Origin of the sequence: Rhizobium sp. HT1-10, from assembly GCF_049472505.1 — a bacterium.
Classification (GTDB): Bacteria; Pseudomonadota; Alphaproteobacteria; order Rhizobiales; family Rhizobiaceae; genus Rhizobium.
Genome location: NZ_JBCEBQ010000003.1, coordinates 372,607 through 385,353, shown reverse-complemented (window position 1 = coordinate 385,353; position 12,747 = coordinate 372,607). Strand labels below are relative to the sequence as shown.

The window sequence follows — 12,747 nt, the reverse complement described above, 5'->3', positions numbered from 1 at the left end:
CGCCCGAGGATATCGATGCAGAGCTTGAAAGATGCCCCCGCCTCGAGGCACCAGGCGGAACTGACCATGGGCCTCGCCTTGATGTTTGTGTCCGTGCTGATGTCGCCGCTCATCGACATCTTCTCGAAGCTTGCGGCCGTCACCGTTCCACCGATCGAAGTCACCGCCGCGCGCTTTGCCTTCCAATGCCTGTTCGCCCTGCCGATCGTCTTCTGGAAGCGCAATTGGGTGACCGGCACATGGCGGCAAGCCGGCCTCCATGCCATCCGCGGCGGGCTGCTGGCGCTGTCGATGATCTCCTTCGTCACCACGCTGCAAGTCATGGAGGTGGCCGATGCCATCGCCATCTTCTTCGTCGAGCCGATCATCCTGACGATCCTCAGCAGCATATTCCTGAAGGAGACGATCGGCTGGCGGCGCTACACCGCCTGCGCCGTCGGCTTCGGCGGGGCGTTGCTGATCATCCAGCCGAGCTTCCAGCAGGTCGGCGTCGTCGCCCTCTTGCCTGTGGTCACCGCTTTTTGCGTTGCCATCCACGTCATGCTGACGCGGATCGTGGCTCTGCGGGAGGAGGCCTGGTCGATGCAGCTGAAGACGGGCCTCTGGGGCCTGCTGTTCAGTCTGCTCGCCATGGAGATAGGCAGGCGTCTGGGCGCATCGTCCTTCGTGCCCGTCATCCCGAGCCCCGTCGCGATGCTGCACCTGCTCGGCGTTGGCGTCGGTGCCGCTGTTTCCGGCATCCTGTCCGTCCATGCCTATCGCGCCGTCAAAGCCTCGACGCTGGCGCCGCTGCAGTACTTCGAGATCGTCTCGGCGACGTTGTTCGGCTGGCTGGTGTTCGACAATTTCCCCGATCTCCTGAAATGGGTTGGCATCGTCATCATCATCGCCTCCGGCCTCTACATCCTTTGGCGTGAGCGGCGCTTTGCATCCAAGCCCGTATCCGATACATCTCAAGCGCTCCGCGCACCCTGATCGAGAGCTGTAAGGCCATGACTGACCAACAGACGAAAAAGCCACCCCTCGCCGGCATCCGCGTCATCGAGCTTGCCCGGGTCCTCGCCGGCCCCTGGGCCGGGCAGATGCTGGCCGACCTCGGCGCCGACGTCATCAAGGTGGAAAATCCGGATGGCGGCGATGACACGCGCCAATGGGGTCCGCCCTTCGTCGAGGGGAAGGACGGGCAAAACCTGTCCGCCGCCTACTATCATTCCACCAATCGCGGCAAGCGTTCCATTGTTGCCGACCTAAAGACGCCTGAAGGCCAGGATCTGGTGCGCAGGCTGGCGATGAGCGCCGATGTGCTGATCGAGAATTTCAAGCTTGGCGGCCTCGTCAAGTACGGGCTCGACTACGAGAGCCTACGCAAGCTCAATCCGAAGCTGGTCTATTGCTCGATCACCGGCTTCGGCCAGACCGGCCCCTACGCGAATTTCGCCGGCTACGACTACATCGTCCAGGGCATGTCCGGCTTCATGTCGATCACGGGCGAGCCGGACGGACAGCCGATGAAGGCTGGCGTCGCCATCGCCGACATCTTCACCGGCATCTACGCCGTCTCGGCCATCGAGGCCGCCTTGATCCACGCCCTCAAATCCGGAGAGGGCCAACTGGTCGACATGGCACTTCTCGACGTCCAGGCGGCGGTGCTCGCCAACCAGAACATGAACTACCTCATTTCGGGCAAGGCACCGGAGCGGCTTGGAAACGCCCATCCGAACATCTCGCCTTACGAGGTCGTGCCTGTTGCCGACGGCTTCCTCATTCTCGCCATCGGCAATGACGGCCAGTTCCGTCGCCTCTGCGGGCTGCTCGGCATCGACGAGATCGCCGGCGATCAGCGCTTTGCCACCAATCAGGCCCGTGTCGCCAACCGCATCGAAGTCCGCCGCCTCGTCTCGACCGAGACGCTGAAATGGACCAAGGCCGCCCTGCTTTCGCGTTGCGAGCAGAATGCCGTGCCGGCCGGCGCGATCAATACCATTGAGGAGATGTTCGCGGATCCGCAGATTGCTGCGCGCGGCCTGCGGATCGATCTGGAGGATACGGCCGGCAACCCTATCCCCGGCGTCCGCTCGCCGGTCGTCCTCTCTGAAACCCCCCTCCACTACAAACGGCCAAGCCCTCGGCTCGGCGAGCATCAGGACGAGGTGCTGGCGGAACTCGTAGCCCTCGAAAGAAAGGCAGACACATGAAGCGTACCGGCGGACACCTCATCGTCGAGGCCCTCAAGGCCAATGGCGTCAAGCGTATTTCCTGCGTCCCCGGCGAAAGCTTCCTTGCCGTGCTCGACGCGCTGCACGATAGCGATATCGACGTCATCGTCTGCCGCCAGGAAGGCGGCGCCGCGATGATGGCCGACGCCTGGGGGCGGCTCACCGGCGAACCCGGCATCTGCATGGTGACGCGCGGTCCCGGCGCCACCAATGCCTCGGCCGGCCTGCACATCGCCCGCCAGGATTCCATCCCGATGATCCTGTTCATCGGCCAGGTGCAGCGCGATGCCCGCGAACGCGAGGCCTTTCAGGAGGTGGAATATCGCCGCGCCTTCACCGAATTTGCAAAATGGGTCGGCGAGATCGACGATGCCGCCCGCATTCCGGAGTTCGTCACCCGCGCCTTCGCCGTCGCCACGTCGGGCCGCCCCGGCCCTGTGGTGCTGACGCTGCCGGAAGACATGCTGCGCGATCTGGTCGAAGCACCGGAGGCCAAGGCCTACATGCCGGTTGCAAGCCATCCCGGCAAGAGCCAGATCGACGAACTCCAAAGCCGCCTGCGTGCTGCAAAGCGGCCGCTGGTGATCGTCGGCGGCACCCGCTGGAACAACGAGGCGGTAGCGGCACTGCAGAGCTTCGCCGAGCGCTTCAAACTGCCGGTCGGCTGCTCGTTCCGCCGGCAGATGCTGTTCGACCATCTGCACCCCTCCTATGCCGGTGATGTCGGCATCGGCATCAACCCGGCTCTGGCGAAGGAAGTGAAGGAAGCCGACCTCCTCATCCTCATCGGCGGCCGTTTTTCGGAAATGCCATCGTCCGGCTATACGCTGATGGACATTCCCTATCCCGCCCAGGCGCTGGTGCATGTCCACCCCGATCCGTCCGAACTCGGTCGCGTCTACAGGCCGGACCTCGCCATCGCCGCCAGCCCCGCCGATTTCGTCGCCGCTCTTGCCGATCTGGAAGCTCCAGCAGAACCCGTCTGGGCCGACCGCACCGCCCGCATGCATGCCGCCTACCTGACGTGGTCGACACCCCCCGAAACCAGCCCCGGCGCGGTCCATATGGGCCGGATCATGGACTGGATCGAAGCCAACACGGCTGATGACACGATTTTCACCAATGGCGCCGGCAACTACGCCACCTGGCTGCACCGCTTCCACCGCTTCCGCCGCTTCAACACTCAGGCCGCCCCCGCCTCGGGCTCGATGGGCTATGGCTTGCCGGCGGCCGTTGCCGCCAAGAAGCTCTTTCCGGAGCGCGAAGTCATCTGCTTTGCCGGCGACGGCTGTTTCATGATGCATGGTCAGGAGTTCGCCACCGGCGTCCAATACGGACTGCCGTTGATTACCCTCGTCATTAACAACGGCATGTACGGCACCATCCGCATGCACCAGGAGCGCGACTATCCCGGCCGAGTCAGTGGCACGGCCCTCACCAACCCCGACTTCGCGGCCTTTGCTCGCGCCTATGGCGGCCATGGCGAGACGGTGAAGACAACGGCAGAATTCGCACCGGCCTTCGAGCGGGCGAGAGCTAGCGGCAAGCCGGCGATCATAGAGGTCGTACTCGATCCGCAGGCGATCACGCCAACGCGAACGCTCGATCAGATTTCGGGGGTGAAGTAGCAGCGGCCGAGATGGTAGGAAGGCGCCTCGCAGGATGGGGCGCCCCATCGAGCAAGCGCAGCTCAGTAGGACGCCACCAGGGCGCTGCCGAAGTCGGGTTGGACGCCCAGCAGCGGTGCGGCCCTGGCGACAATGTCATGCACCATCGGCGCCGCAGTCTCGGCTGCAAGGTTCAGGTTGTGAACGCCCGTCAACGGCTGGTCGATGAAGGATAGCACCACATATTTCGGGTGATCGATCGGAAAGGCGGCCAGGAACGAGTTGAAGCTCAGCTTGTGCGAGTAGACGCCGTGAATGACCTTGTTGGCCGTGCCGGTCTTGCCGCCCACGTGATAGCCAGCGACGTCGGCGAACTTGCCGGAGCCCTGCTCTCCGTTCAGCTTGAAGAGAAATTTGATGACGTCGCTGGTGCTCTGCTTGACGACGATCTTCTCGGTACTTTCCGCCTGCTCCTGCGTGCGCGGCAGGAAGGTCGGCTCGATCAGCTTGCCGTCGTCGATGAGGGCAGCGCCGGCGACCGCCGTCTGCATCGGCGTCGTCGCAACGCCGTGACCGAAGGCTGCCGTCAGCGAGTTAATCATCTTCCAGACCTTCGGCTGGCTCGGCATCTTCACTTCCGGCAATTCCGTGGTCATCTTCGACAACAGGCCGAAGCGCGTCAGATAGGCGCGCTGGTTTGCCATGCCGACCTTTTCCATCATCTTCGCGGTGCCGACATTCGACGAATAGCGGAAGATTTCCGGTACCGTCAGCACCCGGCGTGGAACGTCGCGGTCGTCATGGATGGTGAAGCCGCCGTAGTGAAGCGGGGTGCCGGCATCGAAGGTGTCGGTGAGTTTCACCGTATCCGTGTCGAAGGCCATTGCCATCGAGAAGGTCTTGAACACCGATCCCATTTCGTCGGTGCCGTTCGTCATCCGGTTCAGCCAGCCTTTGACGTCGGACTGAGGGTCATTCGGATCGAAGTCCGGCGCCGATGCCATGGCCAGCACCTCGCCGGTGTGAACGTCGAGGATGACGGCGCCGGCCGACTGCGCCTCGTAGGTCGCCGGCGCTGCCGCAACCACGTCATGGACGATATTCTGCACGCGCAGATCGATGGAAAGCTTGACCGGCTCCAGCGGCTCGCTGCTGGCCAGACCGGCGGCAGTCAGGTCCGACAGACCCTGCGTGTCGAGATACTTCTCCATGCCGGCAACGCCGCGATTGTCGATGTCGACATAGCCGAGAATATGGGCCGCGGTGCGCCCGCCCGGGTAAAAGCGCTTGACCTCCGGCCGGAAGCCGATGGCCGGCAGCCCGAGCGCCAGGATCTCGCCCTGCTGCTTCGGCGTCAGCTGGCGCTCGAGCCAGACAAAATGCGACCGCTTGTCGGAGAGCTTCCGATAGGTCGATTTGCGGTCGAGATTGGGAAATACCTTGGTCAGCTTCTCGATGGTATCGTCGACATCGACCATTTTTATCGGCTCGGCATACATGGAGAACGTCCGGATGTCGGTCGCCAGTAGCTCGCCGTTGCGGTCGAGGATATCGGGACGCGACGCCATGGCCGGGCCGGCCGGGATGCTCGTCGTGTCGACCTGCGGCTGCAGGCCAAGGAAAATGAGCTTGCCGAACACCACGCAGTAGACGACGCACAGCGTTCCGGCGAGCACGCCAAGGCGCGACCTGCTCTGGCGCGACTTGCGGCCGTTCTGCTTCTTGAACTCCTTACCGCGCGGAGCGCCAAGGCTGAGCCTGATCAGACGATCGCTGCGAAGTGTGAGGGCGTGGATAAGAGACATCGGCCAACTTTATTGCGGGCGCCGGACAGCTGACGACGGCGGCCTTTAGCAAATTTATCTAGCGTTAACAGGGTTAACGAAGGGTGAAGCATCAGGCGACGCATGCCGCCCATGGCGTGGCCGAAGCTTTCCACAAAAAAGCCGGCGAGGATAAGGCACCCGCCGGCTATCGATCGAAAAGGGCGAGATCAGATGATCGCGGCGGTAACCGTGAACTCAACCTTGTACTTCGGTGCAGCGAGCTTCGCTTCGCTGGTGGCGCGAGCCGGCGTGTTGGACGGATCGACCCAAGCTTCCCAGGCGGCATTCATTTCGGCGAAGTAGGACATGTCCGAAAGATAGATCAGCGTCTGCAGGATGTTGGCCTTGCTCGTACCGGCCGCCGCCAGCAGGCGATCCACTTCGGCGAGCGCAAACTTGCACTGTTCGGTGACGGTCTCGCCTTCGCCGACCTGGCCGGCCAGGTAAACGGTGTTGCCGTGAACCACGGCGCCGCTCATGCGGGCGCCTGCGTCGATGCGCTTGATGCTCATGTTAGTCTCCTGGGTGCTTGGAAAAGGAGGGGACGATGCCACGGGCGCGGCACCGCAGGGTAAATAGCAGGCGCAGAAATTACATGCGCATATGCTTGGTCTTTTCGTAGATTGCCGTCGAACGGGCACCGGAGCGGCAATAGCCGAGCATCGGACGTGGAAACTCGTCGAGCGCATCCACCATGCTGCTGACGGCATCCTCGGTGACGCCCATCGGGCCGACCGGTACATGGGCGACGATGAAACCGAGCTCTTCCGCGCGGGAAGCGATATCGTCGAACAGCGGCTGATCGGGACTTTCGTGATCCGGGCGATGGCAGACGATCGACTGAAAGCCCAAGGCTTTGATTTCATCGAGATCATCGAGCGAGATCTGTCCGGTGACCGAGTATTCGTCGTCGATCTTACGGATATCCATAGCACATTCCTCCTTGAGGCAGGGCTCTTTTTGAAGCAGTACCGCTGATCTACGACGCGACAGCGGAAGCGTCAACCTTGGACGGGGCCGCGACAAAAGCAAAACACAAGGCGAAATCCCGCCCCTCGCCCGGCTGCAGGATGTCGAATTCTCCTGCCTCTTCCAGCTCCACGCGCGGCACCCAGCGATGTGACACGGGCTCTATGCCAAGCACATGCGCGGGCGCCTTCTGGTTGCGCCAGACCTGCAGAAACGGCAGGGTTTCCGCGCTCACCCGCACCCGAAGCGTCTTGCCACCGATGGCGGCGATCGGGCCAAGCGAGACTTCGGAATAGCCATGCTCGGTGGCCGGCGCGGGCACGCAGAAAATGCCTCCATGCTCCTCGCCGAAGGTCCAGGGAAAACCGCCTCCTTCCAGCATCGAACCCGTCAGGCGGACGCTGTCGTCAAACCACTTCCCGCCAATGTTCATGTGATACATCAGGAAAACCGGCATTGGCTCGCCGCTGGTATTCACCAGGCGGTCCCTGAGGAAGACCTCGCCGGTCGACCCGTCGATACGCCATAGCCTTTCCAGCCGCGCCGTCAGTCGCTCGGCGGTCACCACGTCGACGTCGGCACGACATTCGGCATTGCCCATCTCGTGGCGCAGCCACTGGACCTTGGCAGGCGTGGCGGAAAAAGAACCGTGCAGCGGATAGCTTCTATCCCCGAAGGCGCCGCCCATCGGTTGGCGATGGCGAATATGATCCGGACCGCAGGTAAAGAGAAAGCCCTCGACCGAGTGGGATATCCTGGCGTCACCGTCGTCGGGAACGGCCTTGCCGGGCGAGAGATCGACGCCATCGACCACGCAGGCCCCGATGTCGAGCACCGAGCCCTCGTCGAGCAGGAGCCTCGGACCAGCGTCGGCGGAAAATTCGATCATGAGTGTTCACCCCCCTGTTTTTTGGTCGCGCTTGCGACCTGCGCGTCTTATCAGTTCGTTAACCATACATGGCCCCTTGCGGATCACGATAGAGAGACCACGAAACCAATCTTGCCACGCGGCGTTGATCGGTAACCTTGCTGTGAGAAATTTTTATCTTTTATTCAGCATGATGGCGAAAGATTCCATACTGGCGTCAAGATTACAGTGTGTGTGGCGGCCGATGACCGATCAAGGACCCGAGTGACGTGAACCGATTCTTGCAAACAAGCCTGTCGCTAGCCGTTGCGCTTGCGACGTCAGCAGCAATGCTCTCGCCTGTCGAGGCCCAGCAATATTATGGACGGCGCAACAGCGACGTCGTGCTCGTGGCTCCCGATGGTCGAATCCTTGACCAGATCCCCGAAGACGGCGACGTGGTGATGACGCGGGACCGCCGCGGCAATCGCGTGCTCGTCGATCGCTATGGCACGATCCTTGCCACGGAAATGCGCGCCAGCACATATTATCCGAAGGCCCCAAGCCGGAACGGGTACGGCGGTGCCGACACCAACCGCTACGGCGACACGGAATTCAGCAGCAACCGTGGCTACGGCAATCGCGGCTATGGCGGCAATGATTACGGCAATGACGGCCAGCCCGACGACTTCTACGGCCAGCAGGAGCCTGGCGCCGTCACCGGCGGGATTCCGGGCGCAGGTTCGATCGAGCGCATGCCGCTCGACAACCAGGGACTGCCGGACACGGCATCGCAAGGCAATGGCGATGACAACTACGCATCGCTGAACCAAGCGCCCGATCTCGGCCAGACCAAACCGCGCGTGGCAGAGCCTGTCATCACGCTGAAGAACAAGTCTAAGATGGAAATCACCGCACTGGAGGTGTTCCTCGATCGCCAAGGCATTTCACCTGGCGCCATCGACGGACGCATCGGCGGCAATGTCACCAAGGCCATCTATGCCTACCAGCAGATGACCGGGCAGCAGCTCGATCCGAACAACACCGACGCCATTCTGGAGGAACTGCGCAACTCCGGCGGCATGCCGATCGTCAATTACACGATCACGCCCGCCGATGCCGCAGGCCCCTACGTCGCCGAAATCCCCGAGGACTATGCCAAAAAGGCGAGCCTGACATCCTTGGGCTACACCTCGACTACGGAAATGCTGGCCGAGAAATTCCATATGGATGAGGGCTACCTGAAGGAGATCAACCCCGGGGTCGACTTCACCGTGCCCGGCTCGACCATCAAGGTCGTCAACATCGGCCCGCCGAAAACAGGCGAAGTCAGCCGTATTCTCGCCGACAAGGGCCGCAAGCAGGTTTTCGCCTACGATGCGAGCGGTAAACTGATCTCGGCCTACCCGGCCTCGATCGGCTCCAACGACACGCCCTCCCCTTCGGGCACGGTGACGGTCGAGCGCGTGGCCTTCAATCCGGGCTACACCTATAATCCGAAGATCAACTTCAAGCAGGGGGCCAACGACAAGGTCCTCGACATCCCGCCTGGCCCAAATGGCCCCGTCGGCACCGTCTGGATGGCTTTGTCCAAGCCGACCTACGGTATCCACGGCACGCCCGAGCCGTCGAAGATCGGCAAGTCCCAGAGCCACGGCTGCGTTCGCCTGACGAATTGGGATGCCACCGAGCTCGCAAAGATGGTCAAGCCTGGCACCGTCGTCGAATTCGTCGACTGAACACCGCCAATACAATCAAGAAAGCCGCCGGAACACGTCCCGGCGGCTTTTTTGTATCCAGTTATTTGGACGGCGCCCCGGTCAGGCGGCGCGGGACATTAGCCGGTGGGCAGCGATTCGGGCGGAGTCCATCAGGCGCATCGGCAACTTGCGCAGCATCTCTTCGGCAAAGGCGCTGGCATTGTCGCGCGCCTTGTCGAGGTTGCTGACGCGGTTGGGGTCCAGCGTCTGCAGCGTGCCGCCGACGTCGAAGATGTCGCGGAAGGCCGAGCGCTCGACGATCGGCGTTTCGAGCACGGAGACCTGCCGCTCGTTGAGGAGCGTCTTGACCGTCTGGAGCGCCCGCGTCGTCACCATCGAATTGACCCGGGTAAGCACCACGGAATGGTCGATATGGATGCCGCCCTTCTGCGCGAGATACTGCAGCAATTCCAGCACCTGAGCTCCGCCGCGCGCATCCATGGCGCAGCCCTGGATCGGGATCAAGACGTGGTCGGAAAGGCCGATGGCGGTTGCCAGAAGCGGCGTGCGCGTGCCGGGCAGGTCGACGATGAAATAATCGGTGGACGCCTTGTTCTCACTGATGTGCAGCGGCAGCGACGTGCTCGTGACGAAATCGATGACGGAGATATTCGGCACCGGGCCGGACATCTCGCTCCAATGGGAAATCCAATGTTGCGGATCGGCATCGAGGATCGTGACGCGATAGCCGCGGCGGGCCAGTTCGGTCGAAAGCAGCAATACTGCGGTTGTCTTCCCAGCGCCGCCCTTGGTATTGGCAAATGTGATGACTGGCATGGTACGTCCTACGGCAAGAGGAGCTTCACCATCGCTCCGACATGCACCGAGGGTCATGGTGCGTCCGGCCATCCTTCCGGATTATGGTTAACAAATTCCAAACAAATTAACCTTAAATATTTCTAATATTCTTATAAGGACGCTGTTTCGGGCCGTTAGGGGATAGAAACCGGGGATTTTCCATGATCCCCGGCTTTCTCTGTTAAGAAATTAGAAGCAGTCGCGGAACAGCGCCTTGGTGTTTTCCAGGGTCATGGGCACTGGATTACCCCCGGCGCTGGGGTCCTCGATCGCCATTGCCGCCATGTCATCGATTCGATCGTCGGCAATTCCCATCTTGCTCAGCGTATCGGGAACGCCGAGGTCAGCGCGCAGTTGCAACACGTAATCGTAGAACCCATCAAAGCCGCCGGAGATGCCGAGATAGGCGGCGGCCCGGGCGATCTTTTCCTCGATGGGCTTGCGGTTGAAGCGAAGCACCGCCGGCATGACAACGGCATTCGTCATGCCGTGATGGGTGTTGTAGACCGCGCCGATCGGGTGCGACAGCGCATGAATGGCGCCAAGCCCCTTCTGGAAGGCGACGGCCCCCATGGCGGCGGCCGCCATCATGTTGGCGCGGGCTTCCAGATCCGTGCCTTCCTTGAAGGCGCGCGGCAGGAACTCCTTGACCAGCCGCATGCCCTCCAGCGCGATGCCGGCCGACATCGGATGGTAGAACGGCGAGGAGTAGGCTTCCAGGCAATGGGCAAAGGCATCCATGCCGGTTCCGGCGGTGATGACCTTCGGCATGCCGACCGTCAGTTCAGGGTCGGAGATCACGACACCCGGCAGGAATTTCGGATGGAAGATGATCTTCTTCACATGCGTCACCGAATTGGTGATGACGCTGGCGCGCCCGACTTCCGAGCCCGTCCCGGCCGTCGTCGGCACGGCGACGATCGGCGCGATGCCGTCGACATTGGCGCGGGTCCACCAGTCGCCGATATCCTCGAAGTCCCAGACCGGCCGCGTCTGCGCCACCATGAAGGCCACGCATTTGCCGAGGTCGAGGCCCGAGCCGCCGCCGAAAGCCACGACACCGTCATGGCCGCCATCCTTGAAGGCCCTGACACCTGCTTCGAGGTTCTTCTCGTTGGGGTTGGGATCGACATCGGCAAACATTGCCCGGCCGAGGCCGGCGTCTTCCAGGACATCGAGTGCCGTCTTGGTGATCACCATCGTCGCAAGGCCACGGTCGGTGATCAGCAGCGGCTTTTTCATACCGAGGCTCTTGCAGGCGTCGGCCAGTTCCGAAATGCGGCCGCGGCCGAGCTTGACGGAGGTCGGATAGCTCCAGTTGGCGGTAATCGTGCTCATGCTGTCACCTTCTTCAGATGGTAGGATTTCGGACGGGTCAGATTGTGGAAGCCGAGCACGGAGAGAGAGCCGCCGCGACCGGTATTCTTGACACCGGTCCAGCACAGCGCCGGATCGAGATAATCCGCCCGGTTCATGAACACGGTGCCGGTTTCGATCTCGCGGCCGAGCCGGGCGGCGCGATCCGCATCCTTGGTCCAGAGCGAGACCGTCAGCCCGTACTGGCTGTCGTTCATCAGCTCCAGCGCTTGAGCGTCGCTCTTCACCTTCATGATGCCGACGGCCGGGCCAAAAGTTTCCTCGCGCATGAAGGTCATGGAGTGATCGACGTCGACGAGGATTTGCGGCGCCAGATAGGCGCCACCGTCGTCTGCCGGAAACAGTTTCGGATCGACCAGCGCCTTCGCACCGTTGCCGACCGCATCGGCAATCTGTTCGCGCACGACTCTCGCAAAGCGCTTGTGCGCCATAGGCCCGAGCGTCGTTTCCGGATCGAGCGGGTTGCCGAGCTTGTAGTTCGACACCCAGGCGACGGACTTCTCGACGAAGGCATCATAGAGGGATTCGTTGACATAGATGCGCTCGATGCCGCAGCAGCACTGGCCCGAATTGAAGGTCGCACCATCCATCAGCGTGTCGACGGCGGCATCGAGGTCGGCGTCCTCCATCACATAGCCGGGGTCCTTGCCGCCCAGTTCGAGCCCGAGGCCGGTGAAGGTCCCTGCCGCAGCGCGCTCTACAGCACGACCGCCCGCGACCGAGCCGGTGAAATTGATGAAGTTGAAGCTGCCCTCGGAGATCAGCGCATCGGCGACCTCGTGGTCGAGGAAGACGTTCTGGAAGACGTCACCCGGCACGCCCGCCTCGACGAAGGCCTGTACCATCCGTTCACCGACGAGCAAAGTCTGGGCCGCATGCTTGAGGACGATGACGTTGCCCGCCATGAGCGCCGGGGCGATGGTGTTGATCGCCGTCATGTAGGGGTAGTTCCAGGGCGCGATGACGAAGACAACGCCATGCGGCTCGCGCTCGATGCGGCGCTCGAAGCTGGCGCTGTCCTCGACGACGAGAGGCGCCAAGGCATCGGCGGCAATAGCGGCGACATAATTGGAGCGCTCGTTGAAGCCGCGAAATTCTCCGCCGTATTTCACCGGCCGCCCCATCTGCCAGGCAAGTTCCGGCACGACGACGTCAGTCATCTCGTTCAGCCGCGCCACGCCCTTCATCACGAGCTGCACACGATCTTCGAGCGGACGGCGTGCCCAGTCCTTCTGCGCCTTGCGGGCACGCGCCACGGCGTCCCTCGCCGCCTCCAGCGACAGGCCGGGGCGCTCGGCATAGACCTCACCGTTGACCGGCGAAATGCATTGAATCATGCTCATTCTC

General features: G+C 62.3%; 11 protein-coding genes. 4 read left to right on the top strand and 7 right to left on the bottom strand.

The features are described from left to right. Window positions 1–15: 15 nt before the first annotated feature. From VH564_RS10460 to VH564_RS10450, 3 genes are read left to right on the top strand one after another with little or no spacing between them, the layout of a single operon-like run. On the top strand, window positions 16–975 hold the full coding sequence (locus tag VH564_RS10460) for a DMT family transporter (RefSeq protein ID WP_423339758.1): 960 nt from the start codon (window positions 16–18) through the stop codon (window positions 973–975). A 17-nt stretch (window positions 976–992) separates the two neighbouring features. Continuing rightward, the gene (locus VH564_RS10455; RefSeq protein ID WP_423339757.1) at window positions 993–2,195 is read left to right on the top strand and encodes a CaiB/BaiF CoA transferase family protein; all 1,203 of its coding nucleotides are present in this window, start codon (window positions 993–995) and stop codon (window positions 2,193–2,195) included. Further along, a complete protein-coding gene (locus VH564_RS10450; protein ID WP_423339756.1) occupies window positions 2,192–3,844 on the top strand; it encodes a thiamine pyrophosphate-binding protein in 1,653 nt (550 codons plus the stop codon). Before VH564_RS10455 ends, VH564_RS10450 begins: the two co-directional genes overlap by 4 nt. Before the next feature lie 62 nt (window positions 3,845–3,906). Here VH564_RS10450 and VH564_RS10445 read toward each other — a convergent pair whose 3' ends face one another. From VH564_RS10445 to VH564_RS10430, 4 genes are all read right to left on the bottom strand, one after another. After that, window positions 3,907–5,628 (bottom strand): peptidoglycan D,D-transpeptidase FtsI family protein, encoded by a 1,722-nt coding sequence (locus VH564_RS10445; RefSeq protein ID WP_423339755.1) that lies wholly within the window; start codon window positions 5,626–5,628, stop codon window positions 3,907–3,909. A gap of 188 nt (window positions 5,629–5,816) precedes the next feature. Then, a complete protein-coding gene (locus tag VH564_RS10440; RefSeq protein ID WP_423339754.1) occupies window positions 5,817–6,161 on the bottom strand; it encodes a RidA family protein in 345 nt (114 codons plus the stop codon). A gap of 79 nt (window positions 6,162–6,240) precedes the next feature. Further along, window positions 6,241–6,579, bottom strand: coding sequence for a TIGR01244 family sulfur transferase (locus VH564_RS10435; protein ID WP_423339753.1), 339 nt, complete (start codon window positions 6,577–6,579; stop codon window positions 6,241–6,243). A 49-nt stretch (window positions 6,580–6,628) separates the two neighbouring features. Beyond that, window positions 6,629–7,507 carry a DUF4432 family protein gene (locus tag VH564_RS10430; protein ID WP_423339752.1) on the bottom strand — a complete coding sequence of 293 codons (879 nt, stop codon included), beginning with the start codon at window positions 7,505–7,507 and terminating at the stop codon, window positions 6,629–6,631. Between the two features lie 248 nt (window positions 7,508–7,755). On the opposite strand from VH564_RS10430, the gene VH564_RS10425 reads away from it, so the two are divergent. Further along, window positions 7,756–9,204: a L,D-transpeptidase gene (locus tag VH564_RS10425; protein ID WP_423339751.1), complete on the top strand. Its 1,449-nt coding sequence runs from the start codon at window positions 7,756–7,758 to the stop codon at window positions 9,202–9,204. A gap of 81 nt (window positions 9,205–9,285) precedes the next feature. Here VH564_RS10425 and VH564_RS10420 read toward each other — a convergent pair whose 3' ends face one another. The 3 genes from VH564_RS10420 to VH564_RS10410 form a co-directional block, all read right to left on the bottom strand. Then, window positions 9,286–10,002 (bottom strand): AAA family ATPase, encoded by a 717-nt coding sequence (locus VH564_RS10420; protein WP_423339750.1) that lies wholly within the window; start codon window positions 10,000–10,002, stop codon window positions 9,286–9,288. Between the two features lie 210 nt (window positions 10,003–10,212). Next, on the bottom strand, window positions 10,213–11,361 hold the full coding sequence (locus VH564_RS10415; RefSeq protein ID WP_423339749.1) for an iron-containing alcohol dehydrogenase: 1,149 nt from the start codon (window positions 11,359–11,361) through the stop codon (window positions 10,213–10,215). Next, entirely contained in the window at window positions 11,358–12,743 is a 1,386-nt protein-coding gene (locus VH564_RS10410) for an aldehyde dehydrogenase family protein (RefSeq protein ID WP_423339748.1), read from the bottom strand. The genes VH564_RS10415 and VH564_RS10410 overlap by 4 nt, the downstream gene beginning before the upstream one ends. Between the last annotated feature and the right edge of the window lie 4 nt (window positions 12,744–12,747).